Raw genomic sequence first — 15,840 nt, 5'->3', positions numbered from 1 at the left:
GGGAGCGGGCCGGCCCTGCCGCGGTAGGCCTAGCGGTGCGCGATGTCGACGTTCTCCAGCACGCCGACGGCGTCCGGCACCAGAATCGCGGCGGAGTAGTAGGCGCTCACCAGATAGGAGATGACGGCCTTCTCGTTGATTCCCATGAACCGCACCGAAAGGCTCGGCTCGACTTCATCCGGAATTCCGGTCTGGTGCAGACCGATGACACCCTGGTTGTCCTCGCCGGTTCGCATGGCGAGGATCGAGGTGGTGGTCCCGTTGACGACCGGGATCTTGTTGCACGGGAAGACCGGCACCCCGCGCCAGCCGAACACCCGGCGGCCCTGCACCTCGACGGTGTCCGGGTAGAGGCCGCGCCGGTTGCACTCGCGGCCGAACGCGGCGATGGCCCTCGGGTGGGCCAGGAAGAGCTTGGTGCTGCGGCGGCGGCTCAGCAGCTCGTCCATGTCGTCCGGGGTGGGCGGGCCGGAGTGGGTCTGGATCCGCTGGTCGTAGTCCGCGTTGGCGAGCAGGCCGAACTCCTGGTTGTTGACCAGCTCGTGCTCCTGGCGCTCGCGCAGGGCCTCGACGGTCAGCCGCAGCTGGTGCTCCGTCTGGTTCATCGGCTGGTTGTAGAGGTCGGCGACCCGGGTGTGCACCTTGAGGACCGTCTGGGCGACGCTCAGCTCGTACTCGCGCGGCTTGAGCTCGTAGTCCACGAAGGCGCTGGGGAGCCCGTACTCGCCGTGGTGGCCGGCGGAGAGGTCGATCGCCGCCTCGCCGTGCTTGTTCTGCGGCTGCTGGAAGCCGGCCACGTACTCCATGACCTGCAGCTGGAGCGCCTCGGAGCGGTCGGCGAGCTCCTGGAAGGCGGACCACCGCAGGGACAGCACGGTGCCGGCGGTGTCCGCCCGGACGGTGTACGGCCAGGTGGCGTTCTCCTGCCGGAGCACCTCGTCACCCAGGTGGTCGCCGTCGGCCGCGGAGCCGACGACGGCCTCCTCGCCGTACTTGCCCGTTCCGAGCCTGCTGACCTTGCCGTAGGCGATGATGAAGACCTCGTCGATCGGCGCCCCGGCCGCGACCAGGACCTCACCCGCGGAGAACTCGCGTTGGACGAAGCGCCCGGCCAGTTCCTCCAGCACGGCGTCGTCCGGGAAGCCCCGCAGCACCGGCACCTCGCGCAGGGTCGGTGCGATGATCCGGGCCTCGCTGCCCGACCGGTCGAAGCCGACCCGGCCGCGGCCGACGGCGTGCCGCAGCCGGCGGTTGACCCGGTAGGTGCCGGCCGAGACCTCGACCCAGGGGAGCGTCCTGAGCAGCCAACGGGGGCTGATCTCCTGCATCTGCGGCGCGGACTTGGTAGTCGTCGCGAGGTTCCGCGCGGCGGCGGTGGCAAGACTCTGCTGGTCCCGGGTCTGCGCTTCACCGCCCGGTGCAGGAATACCGACGTTGGTTTCGGTCGACATAGGAAGCCCTTCGCGTACCCGTACCCGATGAAGTGTCGCCTGGCAACTTGCAACAATCCATGGTGGGCCCTGGCGAAGGGTCGCCGCAATCACTCTTTCGAGTGGTCGGAATAACCGAAAAAATAGTACGAATAGAATGTCTGATCGATATTTATTCGATCAGGTGATCTAATTTTTTCCGGAATGGGACGATCCGGTTCTCCTGCCCGGCCGGTGCGCGCCAGGCCCACCCCGCGTTCGCCCCCGCGCCGCGGACCGCTAAGGTGCCACCTCAAAGGGCCACGGGCCACTGGACGAGCGCGGCCGCGAGACAGCCCTTCCCCCTCGTTCACCCCTGCCCTGGGAGGCCCCATGAGCGCCCCCGTCACCGTCTGGCTCAACCGCACGTACGCCGAGAACGTGTTCTTCATCGAACAGCTGCGCGCGGCCCCGCGACCGGTCCGGATCCACGCGACCCACGTCGACCCCGACTCCCCCGTCCTGGCCGCCGCCGACAGCGCCGCCCTGGAACCCGCCGACCTCACCCCCGACGCCTACGTGGCGTTCGCCCTCGACCACTGCGCCCGCCACCGGATCGACGTCTTCGTGCCCCGGCTGCACCAGCTCGCGATATCCCTGCACCGCCAGGAGTTCGAGGCCGTCGGCACCGCCCTCGCCTGCCCGCCGGCCACCGCGATCGCCGCCTTCGCGAGCAAGGCCGACGGCTACGCGGCGATCGCCGACGCCGGACTGCCCACCCCGCCGTGGTGGCTGGTGCGCACCGCCGGGGACCTGGTCGACGCCGTCGACCGGATCGAGTCGGCCGGCCTCACCGCCTGCCTCAAGCCCGCCGCCGGCGCCGGCGGCGAGGGCTTCCGGATCCTCACCCGGGAGCCGTTCGGGCTCCACCGGCTGGCCGGCTGGGACAGCCGGGTCCAGGTCGACCAGGTGACCGCCGCGCTCGACCGGGCGGCCCGCGAGGACCCGGACACCGCCACCGAGCTGCTGGTCATGCCCTTCCTCGACGGCCCCGAGGTCTCCGTGGACTGCCTGGCCGACCTGGACGGCACCCTGCTGGCCGCGGTCGGCCGCAGCAAGCACCGGCGCCGCCGCAGCTTCACCACCGCGCCCCGGTACCTCGAACCCGCCCGCCGCCTGGTCGAGGCGACCGGGATGGCGTACCTCTCCAACGTGCAGTTCCGGCACCTGCACGGCGAGCCGGTGGTCATCGACGTCAACACCCGGCCCTCCGGCGGGCTGCACCAGCTGCGCCTGTGCGGGCTCAACCTGCCCTGGAACGCGGTGCAGCTGGCGCTCGGCGAGCGCCCGGACACCGAGTGGGCCGGGGACCCGGCGGGCATCGAGTACACCCTCGTCTCCGGGATCCAGCCGGTGCTGTCGCACCGGCTGCCGCCGCTCGCCCCGACCGGCCTGACGGGCGAGCTGGTGCACTGACCCGCCGTCACACCTGCCGCTAGAGCGGTCCGTTCCAGTCCAGCGTCGGCTCCAGCACACCCTCCAGGGTGAGCAGCCAGCGCTTCACGTCGATCCCGACCCGGCCGCCGCCGAAGCCGCCGATCCCGTCCGCCGCCACCACCCGGTGGCAGGGCACCAGCAGCGCGACGGGGTTGGCGGCCATCATCTGCCCGACCGTCCTGGCCGCCAGCCCGGGCTCCTCGACCTCGCCGAACACCCCGCTGCGGGCGGCGAGTTCGCCGTAGGTGATGGTCCGCCCGAACGGCACCTCGCGCAGCAGCGTCTGCAGCACCGCCCGGTGCGGGCCGGTGCTCAGGCTCCAGTCGATCGGCAGGTCCAGCCGCCGGCGGCGGCCCAGGAGGTACTCGCCGACCCGGCCGGTGACCGCGTCGATCTTCGACGGGTCGGCGCAGCGCGGGAGTTCACCCTCCCGGCCGAGGTAGCCGACGGCCGCCACGCCCTGCGCGGTCACCGCGACGTGCAGCGGGCCGCTCGGCAGCGGGGTCTCCACCGTCAGCCAGGACATCGCCGCCGTACGCTCCGCCACGTCTTCCCCCACGTCCTCGGCCTGCCCCGCGTCGTCGGCGGCGCGCGCGGACCACCCGCCCCGCGCGCCATCGTACGGCGGCTCCGGCGGGTGCTCCGAGGCGGCCGGGGTCAGGGGTGCCGGCCCCGCAGCTCCTCGGCGAGCCCCCGGGACCAGCGGGCCAGTTCGGCCCGGTCGGGGGACCGCCCCTCGCAGAGGGCGGCGAGCTGGGTGTCGTTGATCCGGTTCGGCCCCGGGACCCCCAGCAGGTACGCGAGCTCGTCCAGGACGGCGGCGAGCCGCACCGCGTCCGTGTGGTCCAGGGTCGCGGCCGCCTCGTGGTGGCCGATGGTGAGAGAACCGGGCATGTCCTGCCTCCTCCGTTCGCCCCCCACCCCTCCACCGTACGACCGGCCCGCTCAGCCGGCACCCGCCGCGGTCGGGGACGGCTGCGCCGCGCCGCCGCCCGGCGCCGCTCCCCCGTCCGGGTCCTCCCAGCGCCGGTCGCGCACCTCGCGGACCGCCAGCGCCACCGCCCCGGCCAGCAGCTGCCAGCCGGCGCCGAAGGCCAGCACCGCCGCCACCCCCACCCGGTCGGCCAGCGGACCGGCGGCCGCCAGGCCCAGCGGTCCCAGCACGAACGCGCCCAGCGCGCCGAACGCCGTGACCCGCGCCAGCACCTCCTTCGGCACCCAGCTCTGCAGGGTCGATTCGTACAGCGAGCCGCAGACCGCCGACCCGGCGCCGGCCACCAGCGCCGCCGCGGCCGTCCAGAGCAGCGGCAGCCCGGCCGCGAGCGCCGCCGAGGGCAGCGCCCAGCCGAGGGTGGCCAGCGTCGCCACCGCGAGCGGCCGACCGGGCCGGCGCCCGAGCATCAGCAGCCCGCCCAGCACCGCGCCCACCCCGTACACGCCCATCACCAGCCCCCAGGCCCGCGCCCCGCCCAGCTCGTGCTTCGCGGTCAGCGGCCCCAGCACCAGGAACGGCGCCCAGACCAGCAGGTTGAACAGCGCCATCTGGACGGTGGTCACCCAGAGCCACCGCCGGGAGCGGAACTCGCCCCAGCCGTCCCGGAGGTCGGCCAGCACGGAGTCCTCGCCGCCGCCCGCGCCCGCGCCGTCCGGCACCGCCGTGGACAGCCGGGCGAGCGCGAGCGCGCCCACCCCGTACGTCAGCGCGTCGATCAGCAGCACCGCCCCCGGACCGAACCCCGCCGTGATCACGCCGGCGAGCGCCGGGCCGGCCACCGTGGAGACCGAACGGGCCAGCCCCAGCAGGGTGTTGGCGTCCGGAAGGCGCTCCTCCCGGCGCACCAGCGCCGGCACCAGCGCGCCCAGCGCCGGCAGGAACACCCCCTCGCCCAGCCCCCAGACGGCGACCAGCGCCACCATCACCGGGACCGACGCGTGCCCGGTGGCCAGCAGCGCCGCGAAGGCGCCCTGCACCGCGCAGCGCAGCACGTCCGCCGCCAGCATCACCCGCCGGCTGCCCAGCCGGTCCGCGACCACGCCGCCGGCCACCATCACCAGCACGATCGGCAGGATCCGGGCGGCCATCACCCAGCCGAGCTCCGACCCGCCGCCCCCGCCGTCCAGCACCGCGAACGCCACCGCGACCGGCGCCATGGAGGAGCCGACCAGCGAGGTCGCGTAGCCGACGAAGAACCACCTGAAATCGCGTTCGCCCAGTACCGCCAGACGGCCGCTCAGCCGTCGAGGGCGGGCCGGGATCCGCTCCGTCTCCCCTGTCATGGTCGCCCAGTCTGCCCACGGACGGAAACCCCCGACAAGGCTTTCCGGAGAAAAACCTGAGTCCGATCCCATCAATTTTCTCCGGACCGTCTACTACCGCAGTAAATTCCCGCCGATATCCGCGACCACCTGCTATTTACCGCGCAAAGTCCTATTCTTGTCCCAGCCTGTCCCCATGATATTTACTGCGGAAAGCAGGATCGGATGACGCTCCTCCCGCCGGTCGAGTACGCGGTCGCCGTCGAGCGCTACCTGGCGGCCTCCGGGCTGGGCGAAGGCTCCCGCCGCGTCTACCGGATCGCCCTGCACACCTGGGCCTGGGCGCTCACCGACCGCCCCGCCCCCACCGGCCCGGAACGCCGCCGGGCCCGGCCGCCCGTCCTGCCGCTCGCCCTGCTCGACCACCCCGAGGCCGCCGCCCGTCTGCGGGCCGCCGTCGACCGCCGCTCCCGCGACACCGACCCGCGCACCCTGAACCGCGAACTCTCCACACTGCGCGCCGCCCTCGCCTGGTGGCGCGCGCGGGGCTGGATCGGCACCGACCCCGCCGAGGGCCTGCGGCCCCGCCCCCTCCCGACCCCCGGCACCGGGCCCGAGCCGCTCACCCCCGAGCAGCTCCGCGCCCTGTTCGCACTCCGCGTCCCGCTGCGCGAACAGGTCCTCTGGCGCCTCCTGCACGAGAGCGGCGCCCCCGTCGAGACCGTCCTCGCCCTCGACGCCGACGACCTCGACCTCCCCCACCGCCGCACCCGGCCGCCGGCCCCGCCGCTCACCTGGCAGACCGCCACCGCCCGACTGCTCCCCCTCCTCCTGGCCGGCCGCACCACCGGCCCGCTGTTCCTCACCACCCGCCGCGCCCCCGCCGCCACCCCCGCCGCCGACCGCTGCCCGCACACCCACCGCGCCCGGCTCTCCTACCGCCGCGCCGCCGAACTCCTCACCGCCCACGCCCCGGCCCACACCCTGCGCCAACTCCGCCCCCGCACCCGCCCGCCACGCCCCTGACGACGACTGAGACGGCCGGCTCGGACGGAACGACGAAGGCCCCCCGGCTGCGCGCCGGGGGGCCTTGTCGAGGGACCTGCGGAGCCCCCTGTCGGGTTCGAACCGACGACCCCCGCTTTACAAGAACACCACTGGGTCGACCCGTAAATCGGAGAGGTCCAGAGAGGCCCGGAGAGCCCAGGGTTACCGCAGCCTCCCCCGCCTACTCAGAGGGCCAGAGAGGGCGGGAGAGACTGAGGGAGTGGGTGTTGTGGACCGGATGTGGACTCAGGACACCGCTCGGAGCTGCGGCTTCCCCGCCTGAACGAGTGCGGCCCGCACCGACTCCACAACGTCCTCCCCGGCATGCTGGTACAGCCACGTGACCTTCGAGCCCCGGTCATGGCCCATGATCGCCTGGGCCTCCTTCTCCGGCACGCCCTGGTCCTTCAGCCTGGTCGCAAAGCGGTGCCGGAAGTCGTGCATCCGCGGCCACCACTCCGTACGCCCGGTCTCCGCGCTGACGACCTTCCGGGCGACCCCGGCGGCCTGGATCGCCTCGATCCACACCCGCCGGAAGTTGTGGTGGCTGATCACCCCGCCGCGCGGGCCCCGGAAGATCAGCTCCTCCGGATGCATCCCGGAATCAGTGTCCGAGCGCGTGTCCTTCGGCTGCCACCGAGCCACCATCTCCTCGACGGCGGCCAGGGCGCGGGGGGTGAGCGGCACCGTGCGGAAGCCAGCGTCCGTCTTCGGCGCCGACTGCCGGTAGAGGGTGCCCTTGTCCGCTGCGACGATCTCCGCGACCCGCACGGTGGCCGCCTCCAGGTCGACGTGGCAGAGCCGCAGGCCGGTGTACTCGCCCCACCGCATACCCGTCTCGTCGGCTATCGCGATGAGCGGGTGGTAGTAGGCGGGCAGGTGCGCCAGGATCCGCTCGCACTGCTCGTCGGTTGGCGGCCTGAGGTCGTCGGGGTGCCGGGCCGCCGGCGCTTCCAGCTCGACGCCGAAGGTCGGGTTGGTGCTGATCCGCTTGTCGAGGATGGCGGCCTGCATCATCCTCCGCATGAACTCCAGGACCTTCTTGCGGGTGTGGTAGCCCTTCACCTCGTTCTGGAGCCACGTGTCGAAGTCGAGGAAGCCGATCCCGCTGAGCTTCCATGTTCCCCACTGCGGCTCGATGTGCTTCGACCAGATCCCGGCCTTGCGGTTGCGCGTGGTCGGGCGGCCCTTCTTCTCCTGGCTCTTCCACCAGATCTTGTGCCACTCCGTGACGGTGATCTGGCCGCGCTTCGGGTCGAGGTAGGTACCCTGCCGGACGGTGGTCCGGACCTCGTCGAGGAAGGCGAGCGCTTCCTTCTGCTTCGGGAAGTTCTTCGCCTTCTGCTTGCCGTCCGGACCGCGGTACCGGGCCTGCCACGACCCGATGCAGTCGCGGCGTGCCTTCCGATCGCCCGGGTACGCCTCCAAGCACAGCTTGCAGCCGCACTCCTTGTGTCGAATCTGACGGGGATTGTTCTGCGCCCTACGAGGCAATGTGGGCCCCTTCGATCACGCGCTGGGTGGGGATGAGCGGCAGCCTCAGGGGCCGGCCGCAGCAGCAGACAAGGCCGCCGGGGGGCTGGGGAACAGCCAGTTCGGTCAGGACGGCTCGGACGGCCGTGATCGCCGCGTCGGCGCTGAGGCCGGCGGGGATGGTGATGGTGAGGGTGGCCGGGTCCCAGGGCATGAGGGTGACCACTGGGGCGGTACTCCGGCGGACGGTGATGCACATGTGCGCGTGCTCCCCCTTAGGGCATGGCGAACTGCCTGCGGGCCGCTGGGGGAGGACGGTCAGCGGTGCTGGAGCACATGAGCATAGGGCGCATCACCGACACGCGCGAGCAAGATGAGGGCGCACGGCACTGAGTGCCGCAAGTCCTGCAGCATGCGCCAGATTTCAGGCGGGCCAGGGGTGCTGGTCGGCCGCAGCGAGGGCTGCGAGCTGCCGCTCGATCAGCCGCTGCTCTTCAGCGGTCAGCCGGCGGTACAGCTCCAGAACTCGCTCTTCAGCGTCCGGAGTGAGCGGGCCCGGAGCCCGGCGGCCAGCGGCGGCGAAGACGCGCTCACGCGGCTCGCCGAGGGCGTCAGCCAGCTTGTCGCAGCTCCGCCGCGACGGGACGCGCTCCCCGTTCACCCAGGTGTTGACTGCGGAGACGGATACGCCAGCTCTCCGCGCGATCTCGCTCTGCGTGAGGCTGGGATCTTGTTCCTGCACGCGCCGGATCAGCTGCGGGAGCGTCTCGCCGCTCTCGTCAACCGTGTTCATGTCGCCAGCATGCCGGATTGCCTTCCACATATACAAGCGCAACGTGGAAGGCTGGCCGATTCCCACCCTATGGGAACGCGCGTTCGATTGCAGCGGGCACGCCCAAACTCTCCGAAACTCTCCCACCCTCTTGACTGCCTTCTACTTCCACAGTAGAAATGTGGATGTCGGCGGCGACCAGCTGCCGGCAGAGAGAGGTCCCCATGTCCCGCCTGCACCGCAAGAGCAACGGTCGGCCGATCCGCGAGGCCATGACCTCCGCCGGACTGTCCATCCCCCAGCTCGCTGCGGCCACCAAGGTCGCGGACCCGGACGGTCGAGGCGTCAGTCGCTCGATCATCGGCGCCCTCGTCTCGCGCGGAAGCTTCACGCGAGACGTGGTCCGGATCCGAACGGCATGGCTCATCGCCACCGCCCTCGGCCAGCCACTCCAGGAGCTCTTCGACATGCCCAGAGCTTCTACTTCTACATCGGAAAGGTCAATGCCCCATGAGCGTGACCACGCTTCCGCTTCCGCTCCCCCTGCTTAAGCAGCGCGAGCTGCAGGAGCACTTCGGGGTCTCGGACTGGACCGTCAACTCCTGGATTCGTCGCCAGGGATGCCCGGTCGAGTACCTGCCCAACGGCCACCGCCGCTTCGACCTCGACAAGGTCCGCGCATGGATGGCCGAGCAGTCCGAGGCCGGCCGCGAGCAGCGCCGCCGCCAGTCCGAGAACGCGCTCACCCAGCGCCCCGCCTGACCCACCCCAGACATGGGTCGGGCCTCCGCCCGGCAGCCCGGTCGCACCCGGATGCCGCCCGCGAAGGCCCAGCGGCCCACCGATCAACCCAAGACGAAAGGAGGTAGGCCACATGAAGCCTACCGCCCCCACCCAGTTGAGCCCCGCGCTCGCGCTCGTCCAACTGCTCTCCGAGAACCCCGGCCTCCCGGCGATCCACTGGTCGATCCGGCCCGACGGCATCCTGGACGGCCACCTGTGGGACACCGACACCCGCGCCACGGCCGAGCTGTACCGGCAGATCCTCGGCATCACGTCCGCGATCACCATGTCCTACCGGCACCAGGGCCAGCTGATGGTGTCCGAGGACATGACCGTCACCTGGCGGGATGTCCGGATCCGGCTGTCGTTCCGGTCGCTGGCCTCCGTGTACGGCGTCACCACGCTGATGGCGGCGGTGGCCTGATGGGCGTCGAGTACTCGCCGGTGCAGCGGGCCCGGGCGACGGGCGGCCGTGAGTGGATCACGTCCGCCGGTCTGCCGGTGCGGCTGCCGATGGACGCCGAGGTGCCGCTGACCGACCGGTTCATGGCCGAGCACGGGGACGACCCGCAGGACTGGACGGCCGAGGTCGGGCTGGAGTACGCGGCGGCGGTTGCTGAGCTGCGGGCCCGGTGGCTGCGGGGTGAGGTCCGGTGACCGCGCCGAACGGCTGTCGGCACTGCGGCCTCCCGGAGCGCGATCACGCCCGGCAGTGGATCAAGGCGGCCGGCTGGCACGCCTGGGACCGGCCGACCGACTCCCAGATCCTCGCGCGGATGACGGCTCGTCGTGCCGCCCGCGCCACCAACGCCCTGAAGGGGACCCGATGAGTACCAGGTCATACACCGAGTGGTCCGCCCGGGGCCACGTCGACTACGTCGGCACGAGCCGGGACGGGAGCCTGAGCATCTACCCGGGCTCGATCACCGGCGACCAGTTCACCATCTACCGGCGCGACAACCTGACCGACGAGCAGATGCTGGCCGTCGCGGACCGGGTGCTGGAGGGCATCCGGCAGTGGCGGGACGCCGTCGCGGCGACGGTCGAGCGGAACCGCACGGTGGCGGACGAGTTGGCGGAGGCCCGCGCGGAGATCGCCCGGCTCAAGGGCGGTGCCCTGTGAGCGCCGAAAACCCCGTCGCCCGCCGCGCGGCCATCTTGATCGGCAACACCAGCGGGACACCCGAGGAGATCGCTGCCGCGCTCGACGCGGCCGGCCTGCTCCAGCGCCCGGCCGAGCGGATCACCGGCGGGTACCCGCTGTGGGTGCGGCCGACGGCGCTCGGCGTCGCGATCGACGTCCACCCGCTGATGTCCGCGGTCCTCCGGGAACTGGCGTCGCACGCGGCGGAGGCGCCGGAGGACGTGGCGGCCGAGCTGGTCGCGATCGCGGAGGCCTCGGGGCCGCGGCAGGACGCGCTCGTCGAGGGCATGCTGCGGCAGCTGGGTGGGACGGACTCGCGGTACGCGGCGCGGGACGCCCGGCGGCTGGCCGAGGTGCTGCTGTCGATCGTGGGCCCGTCCCTGCCGCAGCAGCAGAGGAGGGCCAGCTGATGGCCAAGCGCATCGTCACCGACAACTACCTGATCAAGGTCGACGGCCGGATCGAACTCCCGCCGATCGACAACGCGCGCCCGATCGTGCTGCCCGTCGCCGCCGTCGTGCACCCCCGACGTCTCGGCGACCAGGGGTGGATGTCCGGACCCGACCGGATGTTCAGCAGCAACATCGAGGGCGACTACCGGCGCCGGTGCGAGGAGATCGCCCGGGACCTGACAGCCCAGTACCCGGGCCTGCGTGCGGTGGTGGAGTGCGACACCCGGGAGGAGTGCTCGCACTGCGGCCGGGTCTGGGAGGAGTTCACCGCTGAGGACGCCGAGCTGTGGCCGGACTGGAACGAGCCGATCGGACTGCCGCAGTGTTGCGGCCCCGCGCAGGCCGAGTTCCGGGCGGGGGTGGCGTGATGCCGTGGATGTCCCGCCGCGCGGTCGCTGAGACGGCCGCCGCCAAGACCCGCCTCCGGGACCGCATCCGCGAGCTGGAGGACGAGGTCGCCGAGCAGGGCCGGGCGAACGGCAGGCTCGCACGCCGTACGACCGTCGCGGAGAACGCGGTCGCCGGGGCCACCGTCGCGCTGACGGCCGGTCGACGCGAACTGCTCGCCGAGAACGCCCGGCTGCGGGCCGCCGTCGACCAGTACCGCACCGCCAACCGCGGCCTGTGCAACCAGCTCGACCACGCGCTGGGCTACACCGCGGAGGAGATCGCGATGCTCAACGCGGGGGTGAGCACGCGATGACGATCGTCTCGCCGGCCGGGGCTGCGGCCCCGGCCGCCGGGCGGCGCGTCACCCCGACCGCCCGGCTCGTCCTCCCGGCCGACGCCGACCGCGACGCCTGGCTGACCGCCCGCCGCCGCGGCATCGGCTCTAGCGACATCGCCGCCATGCTCGGCCTCTCCGCCTACGGCAACGAGCTGACCGTCTACTACGACAAGCGCGGCGAACTCCCCCTCGACGACGAGGACTCGGAACCCGCCTACTGGGGCCGCAGCGTCGAGGAGAACATCGCCCGACGCTGGGCCGCCAGCAACCGCACCTCCGTCCGCCGTATCGGCCTCGTCGCCAACGTCGACCGACCGTGGCAGATGTGCACCCTCGACCGGCGCGTCAACGCCTGCCCGATCGAGCCCGGCGCGGTGTGCGCGCTGGAGATCAAGCAGCGCCACCAGATGAAGGCGCCGCTGTTCCGTCGGGGCTGTCCGGACGATGTCCTCGCGCAGACCCTGCACCAGGCCGACGTGTGTGGGTTCGAGCACATGCACGTCGGTGTCCTGATCGGCAGTTGTGACTACCGGCAGTTCACGGTCCGCGTGGCCGAGCACCAGCAGCTCGTCCTCGACCTGCGGGCTGCGGCCGCCGAGCTGTGGCAGCGCATCGTCGACGGCCGGCCGCCCGTCCTCAGCCCGGACGCCGACCCGGACCCGCTCCTGAAGATGTACCGGCGCCTGCACCCGGAGCGGTCCGGGACGGTCCACATCGACCGCGACGGGGACGCGCAGGACGCCCTCGCGGACTACCTCGACGCCGTGTCCGACAAGGCCGAGGCCGAGCAGCGCAGGAAGCGCGCGCAGGCCCGCCTGTACGAGGTGCTCGGCGGCGCCGAGATGGCCGTGCTCGGCGACCGGCCCGCGTACTCGGTCGAGCAGCGGAGCAAGCAGGGCGCGGACCTTGCGCGGCTCGCCGAGCGCTGGCCGGAGGCGTACGCGGACTGCGTCGAGGACCGGCCGTACGACCAGATCAGCATCCCCACCGACGTGCGGAAGAGGCACAACGCATGACCCAGCCCACGCTCGCTGAGCGGGCCGCCGAGAAGGCCGGCCGGACCGAACCCACCTCACCCGGCACCACGCCCGACACCCCCGCCGTGAAGGCCGCCGAGCAGCTGCCCGACATGAGCCAGTACGACCTCGGCGACGACGACCCGGCCATGATCCCCGTCCACCTCGCGTGGCTCCGCGTCCGCCGCGACATCCGCGCCATCGGCAAGGGCGAGCAGTACAACCAGTCCGGCACCCGGTTCAACTTCCGCGGCGTCGACACGGTGGTCAACGTGTTCGGGCCGATCACGCTGAAGCACGGGATCAACGTCATCCCGCTCACCGTCGAGGCCGAGTACGGGGAGAAGAACACCAAGTCGGGCAGCAAGATGCGCGAGTGCACCGTGCTGACCACCTGGCAGATCATGGGCCCGATGGGCGACAGCTTCACCGTCCAGACGCGCGGCGAGGCCCTCGACACCGCCGACAAGTCCACCACCAAGGCCCAGTCGGTGTCCCTGCGGACGCTGCTACTGACGCTCGGCCTGACCCCCACCAACGACCCCGACCCGGACAGCTCGTACATCGAGCGCGGTGAGGCTCCGGCCCGGTCGGCGCGGGACTACCTCGACGAGATCCTGCAGCCCGCCACCGGCCGGCAGCGGCTCGCTCAGATCAACTACGAGCTGAAGCAGGCCGGCTTGTACGGCACGCTCGTCACCAACGAGCACGGCGAGGAGGAACAGCTCGGCGCGCTGCTGTTCCGGGTCGGGCAGGAACGCATCGCGGGCGGTGCCCAGTGAGCTGGCACCTGGGCCGTATGGCCTCGTTCGACACCGAGACGACCGGCACCAACGTGGAGACGGACCGCATCGTCACCGCCGCCGTGCTGATCGACGGCGGCGACCAGCCCCCCGAGAAGCACACCTGGCTCGCCGACCCCGGCATCGACATCCCGAAGGCCGCGAGCGACATCCACGGCATCACGTCCGCCCGGGCCCGCGCCGAGGGCCGACCCGCACCGATGGTCATCTCCGAGGTGGCCGCGGTGCTCGCCGACCAGATCGCTGCCGGGGTGCCGCTCGTCGTGATGAAGGCGCCGTTCGACCTGACCCTGCTGGACCGGGAGTTGGCCCGGTACGGGCTGCCCTCCCTCGTCGAGCAGGCCGGCACCGAGCCGCTCGCCCTCGACCCGCTCGTCATGGACAAGCGTGCCGCCCGGTACCGCAAGGGCAAGCGCAGGCTGATCGACCTCGCCCAGGTGTACGGCGTCACGCTCGACGACGCACACAGCGCCGACGCGGACGCTCTGGCGGCGGCGGCCGTGGTCCGTGCGATCGCGGCCCGGTATCCGGCGGTGCAGGAGATCCCGCTGACCCGGCTGCACCAGATGCAGGTGTCGTGGGCGCGCGAGCAGGCGATCGACCTGCAGGCCTACCTGCGCAAGAAGGACCCGACCGCCGTCGTCGAGCAGGCATGGCCGATGGTCCCCCGCCCCAGGGCCGGTGCCTGATGGCCGCCATTCAGCTCGCGCTCTCCCGGCTCGCACTCGCCATGCCCACCGTCTCCGTCCCGGCTCCGGCCGGGACGGGGGCGCCCGCCCCGACGCCGCTCGTCATCGGCCTCGACGTCTCCCTGTCCTGCACCGGCGTCGCGGGCCGCGGCTGGGCCGAGGCGATCCGCTCCGGCCGCCTCGACGGGCACGAGCGCCTCGCCCACCAGCTCCGCGAGATGCAGTCGTACTACCGCGGCGCGGACTTCGTCGTCATCGAGGGCCCGGCCTACTCCCGCGCGATGCAGCGCGGACACGACGAGCTCGCCGCAATCCGCTGGATGGTCCGCCACGACCTGTGGCGCCGCAGCATCCCGTACGCGGTCGTCCCGCCCGACAACAGGACCATCTACGCCACCGGCCGGGCCCGCTGGACCGGGGAGACCCCCGCGCAGGTCAAGGGCCGCGTCCGCGACGCCGCACAGCAGCGCTACGGCGTCGAGTGCACCGGCCCCGGCCGCTACGACCAGGCCGACGCGCTGATCCTCGCCGAGATGGGCCTCGCGCACCTCGGCCACGCGGGCGCTGTCCTGCCTCCCACCCACACCCGCGCGCTGGCCGGCGTCGCCTGGCCCGAGAGGAACGACGCGTGACCACCACCGACAGCCGACTGCCGTGCCGCGCGAACCCCGACCTGTTCTTCGCCCCCGACGGCCAGCACACCGGCAGCCCGCTCTACACCGCCCGCGTCGACCAGGCCCGCGCGCTCTGCCGCCACTGCCCCGAGCGCGTCCCCTGCCGCGACCGAGGGCGTGCCCTCGGCGCCACCGGGGTCTGGGGCGGCGAGGACGACGTCGACCGCACCGAGGCCGGCTCCCGGATCCGGAGCCAGCGCGTTCGGATCGCCGCGTGACGGGCTGGCTCGGCGGACTCACCATCCGCACCGGCCCCGGCCCGCCCACCGCCGACTACCTCTGCACCCACTGCTGGTACCACCAGCGACTCACCGGCCACGACCGCATCCGCTACGGCGCCCGTGACCTGCCCCTCACCCACCGGGCCACCTGCCCAGCCCTCCACCCGAAAGGCACCACCCCGTGACCGACATCAAGTTCGACAGCAAGGTCCTCGCCGACGTCTCCGCCGCGCTGGAGCCGTTCGCCGACGCCATGTTCAAGTCCAGGGCTGGCCGCTGGATGGCCGTCATCGAGCTGGCCCACGCCGAGCGCACCGAGCCCGGCCCCGACGAGGAGAAGGACCCGTCCGTCAAGGTCCGCGTCGTCGGCATCGAGGTCGCCGCCGACGAGTTCACCGACGAGCGGCTGCGGGTTGTTCAGCAGGACATGTACAGGCGCCGCACCGCCTCCGGAACCCTCGACGAGGTCGGCACCTACCGGGCCGACGACATCCTCCGCAACGGCGTCGGCCTGCACGTCGACGACGCGGCCTGATGAACCGGCCCCGCACCGCGGAGCACACCGCATGCCCGCGGTGCGGGGCCACCATCCGGCTCACCCCCGACGGCCGCGCACTCGACCCCGAGCCGCACCCCCTCGCGATCCACCTCCCCGACGGAGGACGGCTCGACGGCCGGCAGGTCCTGCCGATCGTCCTCGGCCAGGCCCCGCCCCGCGCGCACCACCCGCACCGCCCCGGCCCCTACGGCTGCAACCCCGCCCCGGCCCTGCAGCCGACCCTGTTCTAGGAGCACTGCGTGATCAACGTCCGCCGCACACAGCCCGCGAGGGCATCCCGGCACGCCGTCACGGCTGCCGGCACCACCACGGCGGGCC

The 15,840-nt window shown here is 72.5% G+C and carries 25 protein-coding genes; 18 read left to right on the top strand and 7 right to left on the bottom strand.

Annotated features, from left to right (window positions below):
• Window positions 1-29 precede the first annotated feature (29 nt).
• Window positions 30-1,451 carry a family 2B encapsulin nanocompartment shell protein gene (locus ACFVFS_RS05875; protein WP_380620577.1) on the bottom strand — a complete coding sequence of 474 codons (1,422 nt, stop codon included), beginning with the start codon at window positions 1,449-1,451 and terminating at the stop codon, window positions 30-32.
• Between the two features lie 351 nt (window positions 1,452-1,802).
• On the opposite strand from ACFVFS_RS05875, the gene ACFVFS_RS05870 reads away from it, so the two are divergent.
• The gene (locus ACFVFS_RS05870) at window positions 1,803-2,885 is read left to right on the top strand and encodes an ATP-grasp domain-containing protein (protein ID WP_380620575.1); all 1,083 of its coding nucleotides are present in this window, start codon (window positions 1,803-1,805) and stop codon (window positions 2,883-2,885) included.
• A 19-nt stretch (window positions 2,886-2,904) separates the two neighbouring features.
• Here the strand turns inward: ACFVFS_RS05870 and ACFVFS_RS05865 are convergent, their stop codons facing one another.
• The 3 genes from ACFVFS_RS05865 to ACFVFS_RS05855 all read right to left on the bottom strand — a co-directional run bounded on the left by ACFVFS_RS05865 (window position 2,905) and on the right by ACFVFS_RS05855 (window position 5,183).
• Window positions 2,905-3,453 (bottom strand): methylated-DNA--[protein]-cysteine S-methyltransferase, encoded by a 549-nt coding sequence (locus ACFVFS_RS05865; protein ID WP_380620573.1) that lies wholly within the window; start codon window positions 3,451-3,453, stop codon window positions 2,905-2,907.
• A 110-nt stretch (window positions 3,454-3,563) separates the two neighbouring features.
• Entirely contained in the window at window positions 3,564-3,800 is a 237-nt protein-coding gene (locus tag ACFVFS_RS05860) for a hypothetical protein (protein WP_380620571.1), read from the bottom strand.
• A 51-nt stretch (window positions 3,801-3,851) separates the two neighbouring features.
• Complete coding sequence (locus ACFVFS_RS05855; RefSeq protein WP_380620569.1) at window positions 3,852-5,183, bottom strand: MFS transporter; 1,332 nt, start codon at window positions 5,181-5,183, stop codon at window positions 3,852-3,854.
• Between the two features lie 204 nt (window positions 5,184-5,387).
• On the opposite strand from ACFVFS_RS05855, the gene ACFVFS_RS05850 reads away from it, so the two are divergent.
• Window positions 5,388-6,188: a hypothetical protein gene (locus tag ACFVFS_RS05850; RefSeq protein ID WP_380620567.1), complete on the top strand. Its 801-nt coding sequence runs from the start codon at window positions 5,388-5,390 to the stop codon at window positions 6,186-6,188.
• 267 nt (window positions 6,189-6,455) lie between these two features.
• Here ACFVFS_RS05850 and ACFVFS_RS05845 read toward each other — a convergent pair whose 3' ends face one another.
• From ACFVFS_RS05845 to ACFVFS_RS05835, 3 genes are all read right to left on the bottom strand, one after another.
• Window positions 6,456-7,637: a tyrosine-type recombinase/integrase gene (locus ACFVFS_RS05845; protein ID WP_380620565.1), complete on the bottom strand. Its 1,182-nt coding sequence runs from the start codon at window positions 7,635-7,637 to the stop codon at window positions 6,456-6,458.
• Window positions 7,638-7,692: 55 nt separating this feature from the next.
• Window positions 7,693-7,941, bottom strand: a complete 249-nt coding sequence (locus ACFVFS_RS05840; RefSeq protein WP_380620563.1) for a hypothetical protein — start codon at window positions 7,939-7,941, stop codon at window positions 7,693-7,695.
• A 165-nt stretch (window positions 7,942-8,106) separates the two neighbouring features.
• Window positions 8,107-8,475 (bottom strand): helix-turn-helix transcriptional regulator, encoded by a 369-nt coding sequence (locus tag ACFVFS_RS05835; protein ID WP_380620561.1) that lies wholly within the window; start codon window positions 8,473-8,475, stop codon window positions 8,107-8,109.
• 489 nt (window positions 8,476-8,964) lie between these two features.
• On the opposite strand from ACFVFS_RS05835, the gene ACFVFS_RS05830 reads away from it, so the two are divergent.
• From ACFVFS_RS05830 to ACFVFS_RS05755, 16 genes are all read left to right on the top strand, one after another.
• Window positions 8,965-9,216, top strand: coding sequence for a hypothetical protein (locus ACFVFS_RS05830; RefSeq protein ID WP_380620559.1), 252 nt, complete (start codon window positions 8,965-8,967; stop codon window positions 9,214-9,216).
• A gap of 112 nt (window positions 9,217-9,328) precedes the next feature.
• Window positions 9,329-9,661, top strand: a complete 333-nt coding sequence (locus tag ACFVFS_RS05825) for a hypothetical protein (protein ID WP_380620557.1) — start codon at window positions 9,329-9,331, stop codon at window positions 9,659-9,661.
• Window positions 9,661-9,894, top strand: coding sequence for a hypothetical protein (locus tag ACFVFS_RS05820; protein ID WP_380620555.1), 234 nt, complete (start codon window positions 9,661-9,663; stop codon window positions 9,892-9,894). Before ACFVFS_RS05825 ends, ACFVFS_RS05820 begins: the two co-directional genes overlap by 1 nt.
• Window positions 9,891-10,067, top strand: a complete 177-nt coding sequence (locus ACFVFS_RS05815; protein WP_380620553.1) for a hypothetical protein — start codon at window positions 9,891-9,893, stop codon at window positions 10,065-10,067. The genes ACFVFS_RS05820 and ACFVFS_RS05815 overlap by 4 nt, the downstream gene beginning before the upstream one ends.
• Complete coding sequence (locus ACFVFS_RS05810; RefSeq protein WP_380620551.1) at window positions 10,064-10,360, top strand: hypothetical protein; 297 nt, start codon at window positions 10,064-10,066, stop codon at window positions 10,358-10,360. The genes ACFVFS_RS05815 and ACFVFS_RS05810 overlap by 4 nt, the downstream gene beginning before the upstream one ends.
• Window positions 10,357-10,791 (top strand): hypothetical protein, encoded by a 435-nt coding sequence (locus tag ACFVFS_RS05805; protein WP_380620549.1) that lies wholly within the window; start codon window positions 10,357-10,359, stop codon window positions 10,789-10,791. The genes ACFVFS_RS05810 and ACFVFS_RS05805 overlap by 4 nt, the downstream gene beginning before the upstream one ends.
• Window positions 10,791-11,201, top strand: coding sequence for a hypothetical protein (locus ACFVFS_RS05800; protein WP_380620547.1), 411 nt, complete (start codon window positions 10,791-10,793; stop codon window positions 11,199-11,201). Before ACFVFS_RS05805 ends, ACFVFS_RS05800 begins: the two co-directional genes overlap by 1 nt.
• Window positions 11,202-11,209: 8 nt before the next feature.
• Window positions 11,210-11,536 (top strand): hypothetical protein, encoded by a 327-nt coding sequence (locus ACFVFS_RS05795; protein ID WP_380620545.1) that lies wholly within the window; start codon window positions 11,210-11,212, stop codon window positions 11,534-11,536.
• Window positions 11,533-12,576, top strand: a complete 1,044-nt coding sequence (locus ACFVFS_RS05790) for a YqaJ viral recombinase family protein (protein ID WP_380620543.1) — start codon at window positions 11,533-11,535, stop codon at window positions 12,574-12,576. The genes ACFVFS_RS05795 and ACFVFS_RS05790 overlap by 4 nt, the downstream gene beginning before the upstream one ends.
• Window positions 12,573-13,358: an ERF family protein gene (locus ACFVFS_RS05785; RefSeq protein WP_380620541.1), complete on the top strand. Its 786-nt coding sequence runs from the start codon at window positions 12,573-12,575 to the stop codon at window positions 13,356-13,358. The genes ACFVFS_RS05790 and ACFVFS_RS05785 overlap by 4 nt, the downstream gene beginning before the upstream one ends.
• The gene (locus ACFVFS_RS05780) at window positions 13,355-14,068 is read left to right on the top strand and encodes an exonuclease domain-containing protein (RefSeq protein ID WP_380620539.1); all 714 of its coding nucleotides are present in this window, start codon (window positions 13,355-13,357) and stop codon (window positions 14,066-14,068) included. The genes ACFVFS_RS05785 and ACFVFS_RS05780 overlap by 4 nt, the downstream gene beginning before the upstream one ends.
• A complete protein-coding gene (locus ACFVFS_RS05775) occupies window positions 14,068-14,700 on the top strand; it encodes a hypothetical protein (protein WP_380620537.1) in 633 nt (210 codons plus the stop codon). Before ACFVFS_RS05780 ends, ACFVFS_RS05775 begins: the two co-directional genes overlap by 1 nt.
• On the top strand, window positions 14,697-14,960 hold the full coding sequence (locus ACFVFS_RS05770; RefSeq protein WP_380620535.1) for a WhiB family transcriptional regulator: 264 nt from the start codon (window positions 14,697-14,699) through the stop codon (window positions 14,958-14,960). The genes ACFVFS_RS05775 and ACFVFS_RS05770 overlap by 4 nt, the downstream gene beginning before the upstream one ends.
• On the top strand, window positions 14,957-15,148 hold the full coding sequence (locus ACFVFS_RS05765) for a transcription factor WhiB (RefSeq protein WP_380620533.1): 192 nt from the start codon (window positions 14,957-14,959) through the stop codon (window positions 15,146-15,148). The genes ACFVFS_RS05770 and ACFVFS_RS05765 overlap by 4 nt, the downstream gene beginning before the upstream one ends.
• The gene (locus ACFVFS_RS05760) at window positions 15,145-15,498 is read left to right on the top strand and encodes a hypothetical protein (RefSeq protein ID WP_380620531.1); all 354 of its coding nucleotides are present in this window, start codon (window positions 15,145-15,147) and stop codon (window positions 15,496-15,498) included. Before ACFVFS_RS05765 ends, ACFVFS_RS05760 begins: the two co-directional genes overlap by 4 nt.
• A complete protein-coding gene (locus tag ACFVFS_RS05755; RefSeq protein ID WP_380620529.1) occupies window positions 15,498-15,752 on the top strand; it encodes a hypothetical protein in 255 nt (84 codons plus the stop codon). Before ACFVFS_RS05760 ends, ACFVFS_RS05755 begins: the two co-directional genes overlap by 1 nt.
• Window positions 15,753-15,840: the final 88 nt, after the last annotated feature.

This window comes from Kitasatospora sp. NPDC057692 (genome assembly GCF_042799475.1).
In the GTDB taxonomy this organism is placed as follows: Bacteria; Actinomycetota; Actinomycetes; order Streptomycetales; family Streptomycetaceae; genus Kitasatospora.
This window is presented reverse-complemented; position numbering and strand designations above follow the sequence as displayed.

What these genes read in the sequence shown, in the direction of transcription:
- ACFVFS_RS05850 (WP_380620567.1), top strand. Translation starts at nt 5,388, where the DNA reads ATGACGCTCCTCCCGCCGGTCGAGTACGCGGTCGCCGTCGAGCGCTAC.
- ACFVFS_RS05810 (WP_380620551.1), top strand. Translation starts at nt 10,064, where the DNA reads ATGAGTACCAGGTCATACACCGAGTGGTCCGCCCGGGGCCACGTCGAC.
- ACFVFS_RS05830 (WP_380620559.1), top strand. Translation starts at nt 8,965, where the DNA reads ATGAGCGTGACCACGCTTCCGCTTCCGCTCCCCCTGCTTAAGCAGCGC.
- ACFVFS_RS05835 (WP_380620561.1), bottom strand. Translation starts at nt 8,475, where the DNA reads ATGAACACGGTTGACGAGAGCGGCGAGACGCTCCCGCAGCTGATCCGG.
- ACFVFS_RS05855 (WP_380620569.1), bottom strand. Translation starts at nt 5,183, where the DNA reads ATGACAGGGGAGACGGAGCGGATCCCGGCCCGCCCTCGACGGCTGAGC.
- ACFVFS_RS05875 (WP_380620577.1), bottom strand. Translation starts at nt 1,451, where the DNA reads ATGTCGACCGAAACCAACGTCGGTATTCCTGCACCGGGCGGTGAAGCG.
- ACFVFS_RS05790 (WP_380620543.1), top strand. Translation starts at nt 11,533, where the DNA reads ATGACGATCGTCTCGCCGGCCGGGGCTGCGGCCCCGGCCGCCGGGCGG.
- ACFVFS_RS05800 (WP_380620547.1), top strand. Translation starts at nt 10,791, where the DNA reads ATGGCCAAGCGCATCGTCACCGACAACTACCTGATCAAGGTCGACGGC.
- ACFVFS_RS05820 (WP_380620555.1), top strand. Translation starts at nt 9,661, where the DNA reads ATGGGCGTCGAGTACTCGCCGGTGCAGCGGGCCCGGGCGACGGGCGGC.
- ACFVFS_RS05755 (WP_380620529.1), top strand. Translation starts at nt 15,498, where the DNA reads ATGAACCGGCCCCGCACCGCGGAGCACACCGCATGCCCGCGGTGCGGG.
- ACFVFS_RS05775 (WP_380620537.1), top strand. Translation starts at nt 14,068, where the DNA reads ATGGCCGCCATTCAGCTCGCGCTCTCCCGGCTCGCACTCGCCATGCCC.
- ACFVFS_RS05795 (WP_380620545.1), top strand. Translation starts at nt 11,210, where the DNA reads ATGTCCCGCCGCGCGGTCGCTGAGACGGCCGCCGCCAAGACCCGCCTC.
- ACFVFS_RS05785 (WP_380620541.1), top strand. Translation starts at nt 12,573, where the DNA reads ATGACCCAGCCCACGCTCGCTGAGCGGGCCGCCGAGAAGGCCGGCCGG.
- ACFVFS_RS05825 (WP_380620557.1), top strand. Translation starts at nt 9,329, where the DNA reads ATGAAGCCTACCGCCCCCACCCAGTTGAGCCCCGCGCTCGCGCTCGTC.
- ACFVFS_RS05870 (WP_380620575.1), top strand. Translation starts at nt 1,803, where the DNA reads ATGAGCGCCCCCGTCACCGTCTGGCTCAACCGCACGTACGCCGAGAAC.
- ACFVFS_RS05860 (WP_380620571.1), bottom strand. Translation starts at nt 3,800, where the DNA reads ATGCCCGGTTCTCTCACCATCGGCCACCACGAGGCGGCCGCGACCCTG.
- ACFVFS_RS05840 (WP_380620563.1), bottom strand. Translation starts at nt 7,941, where the DNA reads ATGTGCATCACCGTCCGCCGGAGTACCGCCCCAGTGGTCACCCTCATG.